Source organism: Aquabacterium sp. (assembly GCF_030652515.1).
In the GTDB taxonomy this organism is placed as follows: Bacteria; Pseudomonadota; Gammaproteobacteria; order Burkholderiales; family Burkholderiaceae_C; genus Aquabacterium.
Genome location: NZ_JAUSAR010000159.1, coordinates 13,382 through 33,427 on the forward strand (window position 1 = coordinate 13,382; position 20,046 = coordinate 33,427).

17 protein-coding genes are annotated in these 20,046 nt (G+C 64.4%); 7 read left to right on the top strand and 10 right to left on the bottom strand.

All coding sequences use genetic code 11. The features are described 5' to 3' along the window. Positions 1 to 86: 86 nt before the first annotated feature. On the top strand, positions 87 to 2,000 hold the full coding sequence (locus Q7V20_RS18250) for a PAS domain-containing sensor histidine kinase (protein WP_304794529.1): 1,914 nt from the start codon (positions 87 to 89) through the stop codon (positions 1,998 to 2,000). Here Q7V20_RS18250 and Q7V20_RS18255 read toward each other — a convergent pair. From Q7V20_RS18255 to Q7V20_RS18285, 7 genes are all read right to left on the bottom strand, one after another. Beyond that, entirely contained in the window at positions 1,936 to 3,273 is a 1,338-nt protein-coding gene (locus Q7V20_RS18255) for a PepSY domain-containing protein (protein WP_304794532.1), read from the bottom strand. The genes Q7V20_RS18250 and Q7V20_RS18255 overlap by 65 nt on opposite strands. A gap of 13 nt (positions 3,274 to 3,286) precedes the next feature. Then, positions 3,287 to 5,695, bottom strand: coding sequence for a TonB-dependent receptor (locus Q7V20_RS18260; protein ID WP_304794534.1), 2,409 nt, complete (start codon positions 5,693 to 5,695; stop codon positions 3,287 to 3,289). A 62-nt stretch (positions 5,696 to 5,757) separates the two neighbouring features. Continuing rightward, positions 5,758 to 6,180, bottom strand: coding sequence for a DUF2946 domain-containing protein (locus Q7V20_RS18265; RefSeq protein WP_304794537.1), 423 nt, complete (start codon positions 6,178 to 6,180; stop codon positions 5,758 to 5,760). Between the two features lie 5 nt (positions 6,181 to 6,185). Then, positions 6,186 to 6,929: a 2OG-Fe dioxygenase family protein gene (locus Q7V20_RS18270; RefSeq protein WP_304794540.1), complete on the bottom strand. Its 744-nt coding sequence runs from the start codon at positions 6,927 to 6,929 to the stop codon at positions 6,186 to 6,188. Between the two features lie 33 nt (positions 6,930 to 6,962). Beyond that, positions 6,963 to 7,781 carry a formate dehydrogenase accessory sulfurtransferase FdhD gene (gene fdhD / locus Q7V20_RS18275; protein WP_304794543.1) on the bottom strand — a complete coding sequence of 273 codons (819 nt, stop codon included), beginning with the start codon at positions 7,779 to 7,781 and terminating at the stop codon, positions 6,963 to 6,965. Then, positions 7,778 to 10,138, bottom strand: a complete 2,361-nt coding sequence (locus Q7V20_RS18280) for an FdhF/YdeP family oxidoreductase (RefSeq protein ID WP_304794546.1) — start codon at positions 10,136 to 10,138, stop codon at positions 7,778 to 7,780. The genes fdhD and Q7V20_RS18280 overlap by 4 nt, the downstream gene beginning before the upstream one ends. Positions 10,139 to 10,154: 16 nt before the next feature. Further along, positions 10,155 to 10,586: an acyl-CoA thioesterase gene (locus tag Q7V20_RS18285; protein WP_304794549.1), complete on the bottom strand. Its 432-nt coding sequence runs from the start codon at positions 10,584 to 10,586 to the stop codon at positions 10,155 to 10,157. A 57-nt stretch (positions 10,587 to 10,643) separates the two neighbouring features. On the opposite strand from Q7V20_RS18285, the gene Q7V20_RS18290 reads away from it, so the two are divergent. The 6 genes from Q7V20_RS18290 to Q7V20_RS18315 all read left to right on the top strand — a co-directional run bounded on the left by Q7V20_RS18290 (position 10,644) and on the right by Q7V20_RS18315 (position 17,026). After that, positions 10,644 to 12,488, top strand: a complete 1,845-nt coding sequence (locus Q7V20_RS18290) for an ABC transporter ATP-binding protein/permease (protein ID WP_304794552.1) — start codon at positions 10,644 to 10,646, stop codon at positions 12,486 to 12,488. 141 nt (positions 12,489 to 12,629) lie between these two features. After that, a complete protein-coding gene (gene dusB, locus Q7V20_RS18295; RefSeq protein WP_304794555.1) occupies positions 12,630 to 13,700 on the top strand; it encodes a tRNA dihydrouridine synthase DusB in 1,071 nt (356 codons plus the stop codon). A gap of 6 nt (positions 13,701 to 13,706) precedes the next feature. Further along, on the top strand, positions 13,707 to 13,946 hold the full coding sequence (locus Q7V20_RS18300) for a Fis family transcriptional regulator (RefSeq protein WP_300547599.1): 240 nt from the start codon (positions 13,707 to 13,709) through the stop codon (positions 13,944 to 13,946). Positions 13,947 to 13,979: 33 nt separating this feature from the next. Further along, positions 13,980 to 15,563, top strand: coding sequence for a bifunctional phosphoribosylaminoimidazolecarboxamide formyltransferase/IMP cyclohydrolase (gene purH, locus Q7V20_RS18305; protein ID WP_304794561.1), 1,584 nt, complete (start codon positions 13,980 to 13,982; stop codon positions 15,561 to 15,563). Between the two features lie 118 nt (positions 15,564 to 15,681). Beyond that, complete coding sequence (locus Q7V20_RS18310) at positions 15,682 to 16,146, top strand: MarR family winged helix-turn-helix transcriptional regulator (RefSeq protein ID WP_304794564.1); 465 nt, start codon at positions 15,682 to 15,684, stop codon at positions 16,144 to 16,146. Then, on the top strand, positions 16,139 to 17,026 hold the full coding sequence (locus Q7V20_RS18315) for an alpha/beta fold hydrolase (RefSeq protein ID WP_304794567.1): 888 nt from the start codon (positions 16,139 to 16,141) through the stop codon (positions 17,024 to 17,026). Before Q7V20_RS18310 ends, Q7V20_RS18315 begins: the two co-directional genes overlap by 8 nt. Before the next feature lie 353 nt (positions 17,027 to 17,379). Here Q7V20_RS18315 and Q7V20_RS18320 read toward each other — a convergent pair whose 3' ends face one another. The 3 genes from Q7V20_RS18320 to Q7V20_RS18330 all read right to left on the bottom strand — a co-directional run bounded on the left by Q7V20_RS18320 (position 17,380) and on the right by Q7V20_RS18330 (position 20,042). Next, positions 17,380 to 18,576, bottom strand: coding sequence for a S41 family peptidase (locus tag Q7V20_RS18320; protein WP_304794569.1), 1,197 nt, complete (start codon positions 18,574 to 18,576; stop codon positions 17,380 to 17,382). Between the two features lie 70 nt (positions 18,577 to 18,646). Beyond that, positions 18,647 to 19,786 carry a hypothetical protein gene (locus Q7V20_RS18325; protein ID WP_304794572.1) on the bottom strand — a complete coding sequence of 380 codons (1,140 nt, stop codon included), beginning with the start codon at positions 19,784 to 19,786 and terminating at the stop codon, positions 18,647 to 18,649. A 7-nt stretch (positions 19,787 to 19,793) separates the two neighbouring features. Continuing rightward, positions 19,794 to 20,042: an acyl carrier protein gene (locus Q7V20_RS18330; RefSeq protein WP_304794573.1), complete on the bottom strand. Its 249-nt coding sequence runs from the start codon at positions 20,040 to 20,042 to the stop codon at positions 19,794 to 19,796. Positions 20,043 to 20,046: the final 4 nt, after the last annotated feature.

Below are 20,046 nucleotides of genomic sequence, written 5' to 3' on the forward strand. Positions count from 1 at the left end.
TGACGCGGTAAAAATTCGCCCTTCAACGGGGCAATGTCACCTACGATAGGTTTCACAAAAATCGAATGAGATGAGGACCGACCAAGATGAAGGTCTCCGAGTCGAGCGTTGAGGAGTCCACCAACCGCCGCCAGTTCCTGATGCCGCACCGGCGCGAGTCGTGGCAGCCTTACGTCGCGTTCGTGGCTCTCTCGCTGGTGGTGATCAGCCTGCTGGCAAGCATGGCCGTGACCAGCGTGAACGTGTTGGGAGCCCTGCGCGCCTACGTGGGCGGCGAAAGCCTGTGGTCCAAGGCCCGCAACGATGCCGTGCAGCACTTGCGCGATTTCGCGGTCACCCGCAACCAGGCTGATTTTGTGGCTTTTGAGCAAGCGCTCAAGCTGCCCATGGGCGACCAGCAGGCGCGCGAGGAAATGCTGCGCAGCGAGCCTGATCTGACCATCGTGCGGCAGGGCCTGATCGCCGGCGGCAACCACCCCGATGATGTGGAAGGCATGATCACCCTGTTCCGCCGTTTTGGCGACCAGCCTGCCCTGCAGGAGGCGCTGACCGCGTGGACGCATGGCGACGCCTTGCTGGCGAAACTGCGGGTGGAGGCGCAGCGGCTGCGCCACCACGTGCACGCGCCAGCCGATGGGGTGATGGTGCTGGCCTCGCTGGAGGAAATCCGCGAACTCAGCGATGAACTGGTGCTGGCCGAAAAGCGTTTCAGCGCCAGCCTGGCCGAGGTGTCACGCCTGACCGAGAAGGTCTTGATCGGCAGCACCTTGTTGGCCGCCGTGGTGCTGGCTTTGGGCAGTTTTTTCCTGGTGAGGCATGCCCTGCGGCGCCAGGAGGCGCACCGGCAGGCCTTGGTGTCGGCCAACGAGCCCTGGATGCTGGCCGCCGTGGTGGCCGAGCTGGGCATGTTCGAGATGGACATTGGTTCTGAGAACATCATGCTCGACGCCAGGGCGGCCTCACTGTACGGCGTGGGGTCGACTCAGATGCTGGTGCCTCGTGTTCAGTTGCGCCAGCTCATCGTGGCCGATGACCAGGAGTCCGTGCAGGCGGCTTTCGTGTCGGCGATGCAGTCGGGTCAACCTTTCAAGACGACCTACCGGGTTCGCCGGGCTGATGGTGATGGGGCTGTGCGGTACATCGAATCGACCGGCCATCTGATGGACGACAGATCGGCCACGGCGCGGCGCCTGGTCGGCGTGATGCGCGACGTCACCGAGGAGCGGGCCCAGGCCGAGCGGGCCATGCAAAGTGATGCGGCTGAAAAAGTGGCCCAGTCGCAGCGCAATTTCCTGTCGCGCCTGAGCCATGAGCTGCGCACCCCATTGAACGCCATCCTGGGCTTTGCGCAATTGCTGTTGCTGGACCGGGCCAACGCGCTGAACCCCGCGCAGGCCCAGCGCGTCAACATGATGCTGGAGGCGGGGCAGCAACTGCTGAGCATGGTCGAGGATGTGCTGGACCTGACCAAGGTGGATGCGGGCGAGATCACCATCGCCTTGCAGCCGGTCGAGCTGGCGCCTTTGTGGCGCTCCAGCGCGGCCATGATCGAAGGTGTGCGTGAGCGCCATGGGGTGACCTTCGTCGATCGCCTGCCCGCCCAGCCTTTGTGGGCCATCGCCGATCCGCAGCGCCTGGTGCAGGTGTTCATCAACCTGCTGACCAATGCCTGCAAGTACAACCGGCCTGGTGGGCATGTGGTGGTCGAGGGTTGGGTGGAGGAGGCCTTCGTGGTGCTGGAGCTGTCGGACGATGGCATCGGCATGTCGGCCGAAGACATGGCACAGCTGTTCCAGCCTTTCAAGCGCCTGGCACCGATGGCGGAGAGCATCGAGGGCACCGGCCTGGGGCTGTACATCGTCAAGCAACTGGTGGAACGCATGAACGGCAGCATCCAGGTGCACAGTGAAAGCGGACAAGGTTCCCGCTTCACGCTCAGGCTGCCGACGACATCGGCGTCTTCTTTTCCAGGAGCAGGCGCACCACTTCGATCCCGATGAACAAGGCCAGACTCCATCCAAACACCGGCAAGGCCAGGCTCAAGGCGCCCACCAAGGGCAGCAGCCACCACCAGGTTCGGGTTGGCAACTGTCGCAAGGTTTGGCGATTGACCTGGGGCGCCGCCAAGGCCCCGCGTGGGCGGCGCATCCACCACATGACCAAGCCCGACACCACCGAGAACACGGCGGCCAGCGCGGCCAGGATGAGCAACACCTGGTTCCACCAGCCGAACTCACCCCGGTGAAACGGGATGCCCACGGCGGTGGCCTTGGACAGTGCGGGCAACTGGTCCCAACCGCTGCGGAACAGGGTCTGGCCCGAGTAGGCATCGATCACGCGCGTGAAGCGCTTGGTGGGCTGAGATCGGTCGAAGTTCTCGGCGCGCCAGACGCCGTCGGCACCACTCGGTGGTGTCAGTTGAACGGCGATGTCAGGCGCCTGGGCGCGCACCTGCTCATGCACGACTTGCCAGCTCAGGGCCGTGCTGCCGTCGGCGGGTTGCGAGCGCAAGCCCTTGGGTGCTTTGGGCGTGCCTTGGCCCAAGGCCTGTTGGGCGGCGCGGAAGTTGTCGCCGCTGTGCTGCGCCCAGGTCAGGCCAGTGACCAGCACGGTGAGGGTGACCAGGCCCAAGGCGATGGCGATGCTGGCGTGCAGGTCGCGCCAGGTGAGGCGTTTGGAGGATCCTCGGCGTGGCCACAAGGCGCGCCATCCCGGTCCGCCTTGCGCCTGAGACTTGGGCCACCACAGAACCAGGCCGGTGGCGAACAGCACCAGCATCCAGCTGGCACCCAGCTCGATCAGCCAGCGCCAGCCATCGCCTTGCAGTGCGCTGGAATGCAGCTTCTTGGACCAGGTCTTGAAGCGCTGCAGCTCGGGCAACTGGCCCAGCACCTGGGCGCTGTAGGGGTTGACGTAGACGATGCTGCCCGTGGGCAGGCCATGGTCATGCTCGCCCTTGCCCTGGTGGTGGGCGTGGGCAGCCTGGAGGTAGACCTGCGTGCTGTCGGTGGCGCCATGCGCGGGCACCACGTAACGCAAGGCCTCGTGCGGGTGCTCGGCCAGGGCGGCGGCCACCTGCTGGTCCAGGGGCCTGGGTGCCGTGGCGTTGGCGGGCGCGGTGACGTGGTCCAGGCCCGCGTACAGCCGGGCCTCGATCTGCGGTGACAGGGCATAGAGCAGGCCGGTCAGCGCGGCAAAAATCACGATGGGTGCGCTGATCAGCCCGGCCCAGAAGTGGATGCGCCAGAACAGGCGGTGAAGGGTGTGGTTCATGGTGGGGGCCTGTTCAAAGCTTGAAGCGCAGTTCGGCGAACAGCGTGCGCCCGGGGTAGGGGTGCGATTGGTAGGCACGGGCGTCCAGCGCATTGTTGACGCCCAGGGCCAGTTCCAGTTGTTTCGTCATCTGGTAGCTGCCGCGCAGGTCCAGCTGCTTGACACTGGAGACGCCGCCGTAGACGTTGGGGTTGATGTCGGCGTTGTAGACATCGTTGTAGGCGCGGCCTTCGTGGCGGTAGCCGGCGCTGAAGCGCCAATCGGCGTTGAGCTGGTAGCTGGCCTGCACGGTGGCGCGCTCTTTGGGCACGCGCAACCACCATTTTCCAACCGAGGTCGGATCCTTGTCATTGGCCACCACCTTCGAGTGAGTGAAGGCCAGGGTGGCGTCCAGCGACAGGCCACTGATGAACAGGTCCTGCGCTTGCCACGCGAACTCGATGCCGGTGGTCTTGACGCGGTCCACGTTTTGAACGCAGGTGTAGCTGTTGAGCGTGATGGTGGACGAGGTCTTGCACACCGTCGCGTCGGTGGTGCTTTGGCGCAGTATCGCGTCCTTCACGTCATCGTGGAACAGCGACACGCGCAGGCGTTGCGCTTCCCATGTCTTCTCAGCGCTCAACTCGACCGCGTCCGAGGTTTCGGGTTGGAGATTGGGGTCTGAAAAACTGCGTGTGGTGGACGTGACCGTGCCGTTGTACAGCTCTTCAACATTGGGAAAGCGCACACCGCGTCCGGCGCTGAGCTTCAGGATCAGGTCGTCGCGCACGCTCCAGGCCAGGGCGGCCTTGGGCGAGTGACCGCGCAAGGTGCGTTGGGGGTAGATCTCGGCCTGGTTGAGGGCGAACTGGCTGCCATCAAAGGCGCGGAACTGCTCTTCGCGCCAGCCCAGGGTCAGCTTCAGGTCGTCTTGCAGGCGCCAGGCGTCCTGGGCATACAGGGCGATCACTTCGGTCTTGCCTCGGTAGTATTGGCTCAAGGTGCCTTCGCCCTGTTGCCAGTTGGCGGTGGTGTCTGCCACCGTGTTGTCCAGCTTGTAAGCATTGCGGTGCAGGCCGAAGGCCAGGGCGTGGCGGCCATCGGTCCAGTCACCGGCACTGGGCGTCCAGGTCCCTTGCACCTCGAAGGTGTTCCAGCCGGTGCCATCGCGGCGGGTCAGGGTGCCCGAGCTGCCGCTGCCAAAAGCCACCGGGTCAGGGCTGTTGGCCTGGCGGTTTTCATCGTTCAGGATGCGGTAGTCGGAGATCACCACCGAGGCATTCCAGCCGGTGGCGTTGCGCGTCTTCAAGGTGGCGCCGAGTTGCTGGTGGGATTCGTCGCGGGTGGAGGGGGCGAATGAGCTGGCAGGCAGTTCAAAAACATGGCCGTCCTGGCTGACCAGGAAATAGTTTCGTGCCACTGAGGTGCCTGACTTCTGAGCGTTGACACTGGTCCCTTGCCACACGGGGTTGCCCGCGGCATCACGCAGGAAGGTGACATTGCTCATCTTCGTGGTGTTGCCCCACCACGAGGCCATGGCACTGGCTTCCAGTGTGGGCGTGAAGCGGTAGCCTGCCCGCAGGTTCACCGTGTCTTGCACGGTGTGGTCAATCGCCCCTCCATTGGCGCCAAAGATGGCGCGCCTCAGGCCCTTGGCATCGGTGTCGTAGACCACCCCGGTGACGGGTGTTGGCGTGGCGGACTGGCTGGCGTAGGTTGGAAAAGCACCGCTGGCGTCCGCCGACACGGCCCCGTACTGCATCGGCTGCGAGGTCGAATCCTGGTGATTCACATCGGCCGTGAACCACAGGCCGGTGTCCAGCTTTTGCCCCAGGTGCAGTGACATCTGCTGGGCGTCGTCATGGTCCTTGTGCCCATACTGGTCAAAGCTTTGGCGGGCCGCGATCACTCGCCCCGAGGCCTCCAGGCCCTTGGGCACGCGCTGGCTCATGGCCACGGTGGTGCCGATCGAGTTGCCTGGGAACAGCGCTGAATAAGGCCCGTAAAGCATGTCCACGCGCTCGATCGCCTCGGGCGATGCCATGTTCCAGCGTGGCGCGTCGAAGCGGCCCAGGAAGTTCGAGATCAGGTAGCCATCCAGGTAGACCAGCGCGCGCGAAGGTTGCAGGGTGCCAAAGCTGCGCCCGGCGATCAGGGCGTTGCGGTCGCCGATGTAGCGCTTGCGCACGGTGGTGCTGGGGGTGTATTGCAGCGCGTCTTCGGGGTTGAAGAGGTTCTGGTCGCGCAGTTGTTCGGCCGTCTTGCTGGCGGTCGAGCCTGGCAGGCCTGCCGGCAGGCCGCCTCTGGCGCCGCCACTTTTGCCGGTGACCACCACGGGGGCCAGTTCAGTGTCGGTGGCCACGCCTTGGGCGTGGGCGAGGGGCGCGCAGGTGGCGGCGCAGGCCAGCGCCAAAGCGTGCAGGCGCACGTTGAATGCAAACATGTTTGAAACTCCAGATCGGATCAGGTTCGCCCGGGCAAGGCCGGGCGGTGCTCAAAGGCGGATCAGACTGAAGTGGGCGGCGCGCGCGCTTGGGAGGGTGCCCACGCGAACAGGCTGCGTGGGGCGTGCAGGAACAGGAAGGGCAGCGCGTGGGTGAGCGGTGTGGTCAAGGCCATCACGGGTGGCACGGCCGGGAGCAGGGCGGCATCGTGCGCCTGCACCAGGCAGAATGGGCAGTGCTCGCCAGCGTGCTCGCCACTGGGCAGGCCTCGGCTGCCATCGGCTTGCTGGGCCGAGCTGGCGTCCTGGCCCAAGGTCACAGCGATCAGCTTGTTGCCGGTGCTGGAGCACACCTCGACCCAGGTGATGGGCGAATGCGACCAGGCCCGCATGGCATGCGACACCGTGGGCGCGAGCGCACCCAGCAAGATCGCGCAGAGAGCGATCCAGGCAGTCCAGCGGCGGTGAAGGCGTGTGAAGACCATGGGCCTCAAGTGTACGCGCTGGGCCCTTGGAAGCCGCCCGCGCGGTAGGTCAGCACCAGGGTGTCGCGCCAGCCGTGTTCGCCCAGGGGCTGGATGGGGGTGGATTCGTGGATCACTCTGGCGTCGTCCAGCAGCAGCACGCTCCAGGGTTCGTTCAGGGTGAAGCGCACACCGTGCGGGCCATCGGCCTCGAAGACGCGCGTTTCGCCGCCCTTGACCTGGTGGCGCCCGACCATCACAACCGCCACGAAGTCCACACCATCGCGGTGGGCGCCTTCGGGGGTGGGGCGGCCGATGCCGCCCGCAGTGTCCACGCGGAACTGGTGCGCCTCGATGAACCACTGGGCGACGGGTTTGGCGGCGTTGAACTGCTGGCCCAGCAGGGTCAACAGATGGCGCCAGGCGGGGTGCTGGCTGACCTCGGCGTCGATGGGCTCGAACCAACGCTCGAAGCCCCCGTGCAGCGCGTTGTAGGTGACGGGCTGCCAGTGGGCGCGGTGCGGGGCCTGGATCAGCGGGCCTTGGACGTTGTCCAGCACATAGCAGCTGTGACGCCGAAAGCGGTAATGACCACCGTCGCGCAGATGCGTGTCGGCGGGCAAGTGGTGCCAGGTGGCGCGCAGGGGGTCCAGGTCGGCTTCACGCAGGTGCAGGGCGGGCAGCAGGTCGGCAGGGCTCAGCAAGGCCCAGCCTTGGGCGTGCAGTTGGGCGGGCAGTTCCGCGAGTGGGGTGGGCGTGACGGCGTTCATGCGCCAATGGTCGCATGTTTGCGAGGGGCGGGGTCAGGCGTAGGTGCTGAAACGCCCGTCGCGGCACCAGGCCCACAGGCGCAACTGGCCTGCCTGCGCGGCATCGATGGCCAATGAGGTGGGCGCCGACACCGTGGCCAGCAAGGGCACGCCCGCGCGGATGCACTTGTGCACCAGTTCATGGCTGGCGCGGCTGGTCATCAGCACCCAGCCCTTGCTCATGGGCACGCCAGATTGCGCCAGGTGACCCAGCAGTTTGTCGAGCGCGTTGTGTCGGCCGACGTCTTCAAACACGTGAAGCAATTGGCCTTGTGGCGTGACCCAGGCGGCGGCGTGCAAGGCGCCAGTCCGGGCGTTGAGGACTTGCCGACCCGGCAGATCAAGCAAGGCGGTTTGCACGGCGGACTGGGCTGGCGCATCGTCGGCGCGCCACGTGCGCAGCCAGTCCGGCAGGGACCAACCACGAGGCCGGGCAGGTGCCTGCGCCCATTGCTGCAGGCTTTCAATGCCGCACACGCCGCAACCCGTGCGGCCTGACATCTGGCGACGGCGTTCTTGCAGCCTGGCAAAGCTGCGTGTGGCCACTTCCAGTCGCACTTCCCAACCCAGCGGGGTGGACACCACGTCGATGCCATAGCACTGCGCCGCGTCGTCCAGCAAGCCTTCGCTCAAGGCAAAGCCCAGGCCCAGTTCGGCCAGGTTCAAAGGGGTGGCCATCATCACCACGTGCGACACGCCGTTGAACAGCAGGGCCACGGGGGCTTCCACCGCCACGGCTTCTTCGCCAGGTTTGGCCGCCCCGTCGGGGCTGGAGCGCAGCACCGGCCGCGCAGACCAGCCGGACTCGCTCATGCGCGTGGGCCTGGCTGTGCCGGGCTTTCAGGCAAGCCGCAATGGTCGGCGGGTTCGTCCAATGGCGCCTGGCTGGCCGTGAGCCGCACAGGGATGTATTTGGACGTGGGCGTGCCCGCGCCTTCGGCCACGCTGTGCAGGGGCACCAGCGGGTTGGTCTCGGGGTAGTAGGCGGCCAGGCAACCGCGCGGGATGTCGTAAGCCACCAGCTTGAACTGCGGCGCGCAGCGGTCAATGCCGTCGTCACTGATCGTGTGCAGATCCACCCAGTCGCCCGCCTTGAAGCCCAGGGCCTGGATGTCGTCCGCGTGGATGAAGACCACGCGGCGCTGTCCCCACACGCCCCGGTAGCGGTCGTCCAGGCCATACAAGGTGGTGTTGTACTGGTCGTGCGAGCGCATGGTGGCCAGCGTGAACACCGTGGCCATCGGGCTTTGCAGGCGCGCGCGGTGCACCGCGGTGTCTTGCGAAATGGGGTGAGCGTGGAACTGGGCCTTGCCCGATGCCGTGGCCCACACGCGGTCACTGGCGGTGTTGCGCAAACGGAAGCCACCGGGTGTGCGCACCCGCTGGTTGAAGCCCGCGAAATCATCCAGCGTGGCCTCGATGCGTTCGCGGATGCGGTCGTAGTCTTCCACCATCCATTGCCAGCGTTGCCTGGGGCCCAGCGTGGCTTCGGCCAGGCGGGCCACGATGGCCGGTTCGGACAGCAGGTGCTCGCTGGCCGGGGCATTGGTGCCGCGCGACAGGTGGACCATGCTCATCGAGTCTTCCACCGTCACGCTTTGCGGGCCACCGGCTTGCTCGTCGGCCTCGGTGCGGCCCAGGCAGGGCAGGATCAGCGCGGCGCGGCCATGCACCACGTGGCTGCGGTTCAGCTTGGTGGACACCTGCACGGTCAGATCACAGCGGCGCAGCGCGGCCCAGGTGCGTGGCGTGTCGGGCGTGGCGGCCGCGAAGTTGCCGCCCATGCCGAAGAAGACCTTGGCACGCCCATCGGCCATGGCCGCGATGGCCTCGACTGTGTCGAAGCCGTGCTCGCGCGGTGGTGTGAAGCCCAGCACCTGCTCCATGCGGTCCAGGAAGGCCGCGCTGGGCTTTTCATAGATGCCCATGGTGCGGTCGCCCTGCACATTGCTGTGGCCGCGCACCGGGCAAGCGCCAGCACCCGGCTTGCCGATGTGTCCGCCCACCAGCAGCAGGTTGCTGAGCATCTGGATCGTGCCGACCGCGTGCGGATGCTGGGTGATGCCCATGCCCCAACACACGATCATGGCCTTGGCATGGCGCACCACGTTGGCCGCTTCAAGCAGTTGCTCGCGGCTCAACCCCGATTCGAGCTCGATCACCGACCAGTCCTCGGCCCGCAGGTCGGCGGCCAGGTCGTCGAAGCCCATAGTGTGCTCGGCGATGAAGGCCTGGTCCAGCACCGGCGGCGCACCGCACAGGCGAGCGTCGTCATCCCAGGCCAGCAATTGCTTGAGCAGGCCCTTGACCACGGCCAGGTCGCCGCCGATGCGGGGCTGGAAATAGTGTGAGCTGATGCGCGTGGCACCCCCCGTGCTCATCTCGATCGCGCTTTGTGGGTTGGCAAAGCGCTCCAGCCCGCGTTCACGCAAGGGGTTGATGCTGACGATGCGGGCGCCGCGTTTGGACGCGGCACGCAACTCGGCCAGCATGCGCGGGTGGTTGGTGCCCGGGTTCTGGCCAAAGATGAAGATGGTGTCGGCCAGCGTGAAATCGTCCAGCGTGACCGTGCCCTTGCCCACGCCGATGCTGCCCTTCAGGCCCACGCCGCTGGGCTCGTGGCACATGTTGGAGCAATCGGGGAAGTTGTTGGTGCCGTACTCGCGCACAAACCATTGGTAGAGAAACGCCGCCTCGTTGCTGGTGCGGCCCGAGGTGTAGAACACCGCCTGGTTGGGGCTGGGCAGGGCCTTCAGATGCTGCGCGATCAGCTCGAACGCGGCATCCCATTCGATGGGCAGGTAGCGGTCGCTGGCCGGGTCGTAGGCCATGGGGTGGGTCAGGCGGCCCAGGCCTTCCAGAAAGTAATCGGACTGCGCGGCCAGCTCGCGCACGGTGTACTGGGCCAGCACCTCGGGCGTGCAGCGGCGCGCGGTGGCTTCGGCGGCCACGGCCTTGGCGCCGTTCTCACAGAACTCGAATGATGAACCGTGGTTGCGGTCAGGCCAGGCGCAGCCGGGGCAATCAAAGCCATCGGGCTGGTTGGCATGCAGCAGGGTGCGCGCGCCCTTGGTGGCGATGCCTTGCTCTTTCAGTTGGTGCGCCACGCTGCGCAAGGCCCCCCAGCCTCCGGCGGGGTAGGGGTAGACGTCGATTTTTTGGTCGCTCATGACCTGGCGCACGCACTCAAGGCGTGGTTTCCTTGGGAATTGGACGGGGCCTGCCCTCGTTGTCCGTGGCCACATAGGTCACCCGCGCTTCGGTCACCTTGACCAGGTGCGGATCGGAAGGTCGGCGTTCGGCCCACACCTCCACGTGCACCGTGATCGAGGTGTTGCCGATCGCCTCCACGCGGCAATAGAAGGACAGCAGATCACCCACCGACACGGCCGAGCGGAACACGAACTCCTTGACCGCCACCGTGGCGATGCGGCCCCTGGCGATGCGGGCTGGCAGCACCGAGCCGGCCAGGTCCACCTGCGACATGATCCAGCCGCCAAAGATGTCGCCGTTGCCGTTCGAGTCGCGCGGCATGGGCGGCACGCGCATCACGAGCTCCATGTCGGGGGCCAGGTCGGGCGGGGTCAGCAGGGTATTGCGGAAGGTGGCAGCAGTCATGGGGAATCCGGTCGACAATCGACGTCACAGCAAATCAGTAGAAACCATTGTTCCAGAATGCGACGCACCCCGACCGCCACGGCCCCTGAAAATTCCCCATCTGCCACGCAAACGGAAATCCGTCGTTCCGATTGGGCCACGCTGTCGCGCCTGTGGCCGTATTTGTGGGAGTACAAGGTCCGCGTGGTGCTGGCGCTGGCCTTCATGCTGGGCGCCAAGCTGGCCAACGTCGGTGTGCCCTTGTTGCTCAAGAACCTGGTCGATCGTTTGGCGCCCAGCGCAGGCAGCGCGCAGGCCTTGATGGTGGTGCCTTTGGGTTTGCTGCTCGCTTATGGCCTGCTGCGCCTGTCCACCTCGCTGTTCACCGAACTGCGCGAACTGGTGTTTGCCAAGGCCACCGAAGGCGCGGCGCGGCGCATCTCGCTGCAAGTGTTCGCGCACCTGCACGCGCTCAGCCTGCGCTTCCACCTGGAGCGCCAGACCGGCGGCATGACCCGCGACATCGAACGCGGCACCCGCGCCGTTCATTCGCTGATCTCGTACTCGCTGTACAGCATCATCCCCACGCTGATCGAGGTGGCGCTGGTGCTCACCTTGCTGGCCACCAAGTTCGACGTGGCCTTTGCGTGGATCACCTTGACGGCGCTGGTGGTCTACGTGACCTTCACGGTGACGGTGACGCATTGGCGCACGCGCTTCAGGCGCGAGATGAACGAGTTGGATTCAAAAGCGCACACGCGCGCCATCGACTCGCTGCTGAACTTCGAGACGGTGAAGTACTTCAACAACGAGGCCTTCGAAACCCGCCGCTATGACGAAAGCCTGGACCGCTTGCGCAGCGTGGCCGTGAAGGCCCAGCGCAGCCTGTCGTTTTTGAATGCGGGCCAGCAAACCATCATCGCCACCGGCCTGATCGTGATGCTGTGGCGCGCCACCGAGGGCGTGGTCGAAGGCCGCATGACGGTGGGCGACCTGGTCATGGTCAACGCCTTCATGATCCAGCTCTACATCCCGCTGAACTTCCTGGGTGTGATCTACCGCGAGATCAAGCAATCGCTCACCGACCTGGACAAGATGTTCAACCTGATGGAGCGCGAGCGCGAAGTGGCCGATGCGCCGGATGCCAAGCCGCTGCTGCTCAAAGGCCCGCCGTCGGTCCGGTTCGACCATGTCAACTTTGCCTACGATGCCGACCGGCCGATCCTGCACGACCTGAGCTTCGAGATTCCCGCCGGGCAGACGGTGGCGGTGGTGGGCCCTTCGGGTTCGGGCAAATCCACCCTGGCGCGCCTGCTCTACCGCTTTTATGACATCCCGCCGGGCCAGGGCCGCATCTCGGTCAACGGCCATGATGTGCGTGGCCTGACGCAAGACAGCCTGCGCCGCAGCATCGGCATCGTGCCGCAAGACACCGTGCTTTTCAACGACACCGTGGCCTACAACATCGCTTACGGTCGGCCCGAGGCCACGCGCGATGAGGTGGAGGCGGCAGCGCGTTCGGCCCGCATCCACGACTTCATCGTCAATGTGCCCAAGGGTTACGACACGGTGGTGGGGGAGCGCGGCTTGAAATTATCGGGTGGTGAAAAGCAACGCGTGGCCATCGCCCGTACTTTGCTGAAAGATCCGCCCATCCTGGTGTTCGACGAGGCCACGTCCGCGCTCGATTCGGCCAACGAGCGTGCCATCCAGGCCGAGCTGGCCGCCGTTGCGCAGGGCAAGACCGTGTTGATCATCGCGCACCGCCTGTCCACCATCGTGCATGCCCATGAGATCCTGGTGATGGAAGCGGGGCGGATCATCGAGCGCGGCACACACGCGCATTTATCAGCGGCCAATGGCCGATACGCGCAAATGTGGCGCTTGCAGCAGAGCGAGCAGCATGCTGACCTAGGGGGGTGAAATGGCCTGCAAAAGGCTTGCCGATTTCAGCGCCCCGACGCTATACTCTGCCTCCTTTTTAAGCAGCCCCGGCCGCCCCTGCAACGTCGCAAGCGCCGGGGCTGCGTCGTCTTGTCTGGCCCGCCGTTTCACGCCATTTCAATGCACATTGGTCCCATTTCCCTGCCGAACCGCCTGTTCGTGGCCCCCATGGCAGGGGTGACGGACCGGCCGTTTCGCCAGCTGTGCAAGCGGTTGGGGGCGGGTTATGCCGTGAGCGAAATGGTCACCAGCCGCAAAGAGTTGTGGAACACGCTGAAGACTTCGCGCCGCTCCAACCACGAAGGCGAGACCGCGCCCATTGCCGTTCAGATCGCGGGTACCGATGCGGCCATGATGGCCGAGGCCGCCGCCTACAACATCGACCGCGGCGCCCAAATCATCGACATCAACATGGGTTGCCCGGCCAAGAAGGTGTGCAACAAGTGGGCGGGCTCGGCCCTGATGCAGGACGAAGCCCTGGCATTGCAGATCGTGGAAGCCGTGGTGGCCGCGTGCGCGCCGCACAACGTGCCCGTGACCTTGAAGATGCGCACCGGCTGGTCGGCCCTGAATAAAAACGCAGAGCGCATTGCGTGCCTGGCTGAAAGCGCTGGCATCGCCATGCTGACGGTGCACGGCCGCACCCGCGAGCAGGGCTACAAGGGCCTGGCCGAATACGACACCATTGCCGCCGTCAAGGCCGCGGTGAAGGTGCCGGTGGTGGCCAATGGCGACATCGTCAGCCCTGAAAAGGCGCTGCAAGTGCTGCGCTACACCGGGGCCGACGCCATCATGGTGGGCCGCGCCGCGCAAGGTCGCCCCTGGATCTTCGGTGACATTGCACACTTTCTGGCCACCGGGGAGCACCGTGCCCAGCCTTTGACCGAACAGGTCAAACAATGGCTGCTGGAACACCTGGACGACCACTATGGCTTGTATGGCGAATTTGCTGGCGTGCGCACCGCGCGCAAGCACATCGGCTGGGCTGTGCGCGCATTACCCGGTGGCGAAGCCTTCCGCGACCACATGAACACCCTGGACGTCTGTTCGGCCCAAGTGCAGGCCGTGACGGATTTTTTTGACCAGTTGAGCCTGGAACACGTTCGCTTGCCGAACCTGGCCACCTCGCTCAGCGAAGACGATGACGACGCCACGCTGCCTGCCGAGCAGGCGCTGTGCATGGCGAACTGAAGCACCATGAGTAGCAAAAAGAACATCCAAGACTGCATCAAAGACAACCTGGAAGGCTACTTCCATGACCTGCGGGGCGCCGAGCCGTTTGCCGTGTACGACATGGTCGTCAACGCGGTGGAGCGGCCGATGCTTGAAGTGGTGATGCAACGCGCCGAGGGCAACCAGTCGCGCGCCGCCGAATGGCTGGGCATCAACCGCAACACCCTGCGCCGCAAGCTGATCGAGCACAAGCTCATCAAGTGATTTTTTATTTTCTCTTTGACCTGAAAACACCCCATGAGCCAAACCCTCACCGCGCTGTTGTCCGTGTCCGACAAGACCGGCATTGTTGAATTCGCGCAAGCGCTGCACGCCCAGGGCGTCAAGCTGCTCTCCACCGGCGGCACCGCCAAGCTGCTGGCCGACAAGGGCCTGCCGGTGACCGAAGTGTCCGAGGTGACGGGCTTCCCGGAGATGCTGGATGGCCGCGTGAAGACCCTGCACCCGCGCGTGCACGGTGGCCTGTTGGCCCGCCGCGATCTGCCCGAGCACATGGCCGCCTTGAAAGAGCACGGCATCAACACCATCGACATCCTGGTGGTCAACCTTTACCCCTTCGCGCAAGCCACGGCCAAGCTTGACTGCACGCTGGAAAACGCCATCGAGAACATCGACATTGGTGGCCCCACCATGCTGCGCGCCGCCGCCAAGAACTGGCAAGACGTGGCCGTGATCATCGACCCGGTCGACTACACGCAAGTGCTGAGCGAACTGAAGGGCGACGGCCTGACCCGCGCCACCAAGTTCATGCTGGCCAAGAAGGTGTTTGCCCACACCGCCGCCTACGACGGCATGATCACCAACTACCTGACGGCGTTGGAAGTGGGCAGCGAGTTGAAGACCGAAGCCGTGCCTGTGCGCGCTGAATACCCCGAGGTGTTCAACCTGCAACTTCAAAAGGTTCAGGGCATGCGTTACGGCGAGAACCCGCACCAGTCTGCTGCCTTCTACAAAGAGGCGCAGGCCGTTGAAGGCACGCTGTCGCAATGGACCCAGATCCAGGGCAAGGAGCTGAGCTTCAACAACATCGCTGATGCCGATGCCGCCTGGGAATGCGTCAAGGCCTTTGAAGAGTGCGCTTGCGTGATCGTCAAGCACGCCAACCCTTGCGGCGTGGCCGTGGGTGCCACGCCTTTGGAAGCCTATCAAAAGGCCTTGAAGACCGACCCCACCAGCGCCTTCGGCGGCATCATGGCCTTCAACCGCCCCATCGATGCCGATGTGGTCGAGGCCATCAACGCCAACAAGCAGTTCGTGGAAGTGGCCATTGCCCCGGCGATCACACCCGCTGCCCGCGCTGCTTATGCGGCCAAGCAGAACGTGCGCCTGCTGGAAGTGCCCATCAGCAAGCTCAGCAACGCGCTGGATTTCAAGCGCGTGGGCGGCGGCATGTTGCTGCAATCGGCTGACAACATCGACCTGGTCGGTGAGGTGAAGGTGGTGAGCGAAGTGCAGCCCACCGCGCAACAGATGAAGGACATGCTGTTCGCCTGGACCGTGGCCCGCTTCGTCAAGAGCAACGCCATCGTGTTCTGCAAGGATGGCATGACCATGGGCGTGGGCGCGGGCCAGATGAGTCGCCTCGATTCGGCCCGCATCGCCTCGATCAAGGCTGGCCACGCTGGTTTGACCTTGCAAGGCTCGGCCGTGGCGTCAGATGCTTTCTTCCCCTTCCGCGATGGCCTGGACGTGGTGGTGGACGCGGGTGCGACCTGCGTGATCCACCCCGGTGGCAGCATGCGTGACGACGAAGTGATCGCGGCGGCCAACGAGCGTGGCATTGCGATGGTGTTCACGGGCACGCGCCACTTCCGCCATTGATGGTGATGGGTGAATCGGTCTGCGGACTGATGCGATGAGCAAACCGGCCTTTGTGCCGGTTTTTTCTTTTGGGGTGCGCGATATACTTCGCATGCGAAATAAATTTGCAACACCCGCCATGGCCCAACGCCCCCGCCTTGTCTTCTTGCTCAACAGCGCACAGCGCCGCCTACAACAGTGGATCGGCGTGCAGCAGGCCGAGGCGGCGCGTGATGGGATCACGGCACCCACGCCTGCGCAGGGTGGCGTGCTGTTCTGCCTGGCCCGTGAAGATGGTGCCACCATGGGGCAACTGGCCGAGACCCTGGACCTGGCCCCGTCGGCCGTCTCGGGCCTGGTCCAGCGCATGGAGGCTTTGGATTGGGTGGCCCGCCACCCTTGTCCGCAGGACGGGCGTACCCAGCGCGTGTGGCTGCGCCCCGCCGGGCTGGCCCAGCAGCAGCCACTGCGCGAGGCCATGGCCCGCATCAACGCCCGGCTCACCAAAGGCTTCACCGAAGCCGAGTTGCAAACCGTGGCCCGCTGGTTGACGCATGTGCAGCACCTTGACTCGACCCCTTCATCCGGATCCCACCATGACTGAACAAGGCCATACCAGCAAGACCGACGGCGCTGCCGAGCGCATTGAGATCACCTGCGCCGATGGTGCGCGCCTGCAGGGTCACTTCCTGCCCGCCAGTGGCGGCACGCCTGGCTTGCCGGTGCTCTTGTGCCCGGCCACCGGCGTGCGCCAGCATTTCTACCTGCGCTTTGCCACCTGGCTGGCCGGGCAGGGCCACGACGTGCTGGTGTTCGACTACCGTGGCATTGGCCTGTCCCTGCACGGCCCCTTGCGCGCCAGCAAGGCCAGGCTGCAGGATTGGGGCCAGCTGGACCAGGTGGCCGCGCTGGATTGGCTGCTGCACCGCACGGCCTGCGAGCAGGTGCTGATGCTGGGCCACAGCGCGGGCGGCCAGATGATCGGCTTGTTGCCCAATCACGGCAAGGTGGCACGGTTGGTGGGGGTGTCGGCCTCCACGGGTTGGTTCAGCGGCATGCGCCTGGGCTTTCGGCTCAAAGCACGCTTTGGTCTGCGGCTGGCCATGCCTTTGAGCATCCTGTTCAAAGGCTATGGCGTGTCTTCGGTGCTTGGGCTTGGAGAGAACTTGCCTGCGGGTGTTGCCCGCCAATGGGGGCAATGGTGTGCGGCGGGCGGCTATGCCACCAACGCCATCCGCCAACAGCCCGAGCGCGATTTTCACGCCCAGGTGCGCACGCCCATGACGGTGCTGCACGCGGCCGACGATGACATCGCCACGCCCGCCACCGTGGCCGATCTGCTGCGCACCTTCCCGGCGGCGCACAAGCAGGCGCTGAGCGTCAAGCCTGCACAGCATGGCTTGAAAAGCATTGGGCACATTGATTGGTTTCGGGCTTCGCACCAGGTGTTGTGGCCGGTGATTGCGGGGGCTTTGCGGGGGTGAGGTGAGGGGGCTGGTCGCTGCTCTGGCGAGTGCTGAAATGATGCTGTATTTGCTATCGGACTTGGCATGATGCGGTTGCCTTCATAGCGAAGCCGGGTTTTTCATATGACAAATACGCTACTTTCCCGCACCGTGTTGCTGCCGATCTAAAACAGACCATCTAAACAAGGAAGGGATGTGCGGCAGAAATCTTGGACTGGTTATGCCGCAAGGCCCAGGCGGTCACTATTGGCTTGGCGCCAGCGTATCTCTCTTGAACGAAACATGACCCAGCAAATTGCGTGAACTTAGTGGCCGACCTGGAAGGGTCGCAAGGGTCATCGGCGGCATGCGTGGGAAATTGAACAAGTACGTCAATGGGCGAGGGTCTTCTTCAAGATCAACAAAGCTTCGTCAGCAGCAGCCATCTGGCTCGTGTCAGGCGGAAGAACCACATCCGGCTGTATCCCCGCTTCATAGGACTTATCGTTGGGCGCATAAATTAACCCCGAAGTGATTCTCAAAGCGCCGTATCCCGGCAATGGCCGAAGCGTTTGGATCTTTGCTCTCCCAAAGGTCTGATGGCCGATGATCTTGGCGCGCGCGTGCTGTTGGAGGGCGCCAGCGACAACTTCAGCACCGGATGCCGTTCCTGCGTCCACAAGTACAACCAGCGGGATAGATCTGATCGCCCCGGGAAGGTCTCGTAAAGGATCCGCCTCCTGGCTGCGCAGATAGAACTGTGGACGCGCAAAATAAACGGCCTTCGCATCATTGGATTGCCCCATGGTCTTCGCGACGACTTTATCGGGCGGCAAAAAGAGAGCAGCCAATCCAATGGCATGTTGAAGCAGTCCCCCAGGGTTATGCTGGAGGTCCAGCACCAGCCCTTTGAATGGTCGGGTATTCCATTCCTGTTGAAGATGACGCGCAACCATAGTGAGCGCGTCTGTCCGCAACGCAGTGACTTTGAGAAGCAAGATGTCCTCATGAAGCCTTCGTGTGCTTACGCTGGAAACGCTGATTTTTCCGCGTTCGACTTCAAGGGTGAGCAATCTCTTCGCGTCTCCCCTTGAGACAGAAATACGTACTTTGCTCCCAATAGGCCCACGGAGCAAATCCAAGGCTTTCGCTACCGACTTGCCGACAACGATTTCTTCGTTGATCGACACGATCCTGTCTTTTGGCAAAAGGCCTGCGAGATCGGCGGGTCCGCCGACGATGGGGCTGATGATCATCAAAGCATCGCCCCTTGATGCGAGCTCCAATCCAACCGCGCCTTCTGAGCGACCTGAGGTGTAGTTCTCATACTCCGCTTGGGAGTAATACTCATTGTCTTCATCTGCTGCCTTCGCCATTCCGTTCAAGGCGCCGCGTGCCAACTCTTCCAGCGTCACGGGTTGCGCAGCGGTCTCCTGAACAGTCATAAGCGCCGCATACAGGAGGCGCAGCTCCTTTGGTATGGGTCTGGCAGGCTGTTCGCCTGACTCATCTGCGCCAATGGCGTGAGCGGGAAGCAAAATCCCCATGACGGACAGCGCGACAGCAAAGACATTCGTCAGACTCTTCATTTGCACTTTCTTTGACGATGGCGCTCGAACATTATCATGTCGGTGGCCGCCGACACCTGACCGCTACCCCTCAAACCCGGTCAGTGTGAACCTCGCTCAGTGTCCAGTCCGGCCGCGATGCGACCAAAGCCTTGAAGCCTTCATCCCGGCACGTCCAACCCAGCGTCTCAAACTGATGAGCCTGCTGCCGAAAGCCCGCGCGACGCAACTCACGCTCCACATCCTGGCGGTACGAGGTCATGGTCACGTACTCGACCTGATGGCGCCAGGCTTCTTCCAGCACGGTCCACAACAACACCCGCAAGGCTGGCAGGCCGCTGGGCAATCGCACCACCAGGTCCACGATGGTCAGTGCCTGGCGCCCGTCGTCCAGTGGCGTTAACTGCGTGGCCATGTAGCCAAGCAGGCGGCCTTTTGACCAAGCCCCCCACACCTGCGATGCGCCACGTGGGTTGTCCAACAGGCGCCAGTTCAGCTGCGCCGGGGTGCGTTCAGCATGCACCACATCGTTGGCCTCCAGCTGGGCATTCAGCTCATTCAAAGCATCGTCCAGGCGAGCCCATGGCTTGACCTGGATGGACGATGGCAACCAGGGCGCCAGCAGCAGCGCGCGGCCCAGCCGCATCATCGTTTCCAGGCCCATCGCCATCAGGTGCGGCAAGCCCGGCACCGGCAGCCGCTTGCGCAGGAAGTGGCCCAGTTTGACGGGGTGCACAAAGCTGCGCCGATTAGGCAGGGTGTCGAACAAGCGGCTGACCATGCCGATGGAATTGGCGTTGGCCCCGATGGCCAGTGTGGCCGTGGTCCGTTCCTGGATCGCCAGGTTCATCCACACGCCCAGGCCCACGCTGTCCAGCTCGGGCTGGATCATGATGTCCATCAGGGACAAGGCCGGGCAGGCTTGGCCGTCGCAGCGCAGCACCAGGTCTTGCGTGCCGACCATGCCCAGCAACTCGCCTTGGCGCACCAGCACCCAGCATTCGCCGCCCCCGGCTTGCGGTCGACCCAACCGATAACGCCAGGCCAGGTAGGCCTGGTCGTCCCAGGTGATGTCGCCCCCGAGCACGCGGGTGCGCAAGGCCAGCAGGGCGGGCAGATCGGCCCAAACGGCGGGGCGGAAGCTGGCCGCCAGGTCTGGCACGCTCATGCCCAGGGCGCGCGCCACCAGGCGGCTGGTCTGCGCCAGTGAAAGGCGAGGGTGGCTGGTCACTGGTGCGTCAACCGGCCAGCGCGCCATGCTTGGCCAGGAAGGCCAGCACGTCGCTCACGTGTTTCATGGTGCGTGATTCGTCGGCGCTCAGCTCGATCTGAAAGCGTTCGTCGATTTCGGCGATCAGCATCAGGGCGCCCATCGAGTCCCAGCCGGGGATGCTTTCCCGGGACAGCTCGGGGGTCAGGCGCTCGACCGGTTCCATGAAGCACTCGGACATCATGGCCATGGCTTCGGCAGCAGTGATCGGGATCAAAACA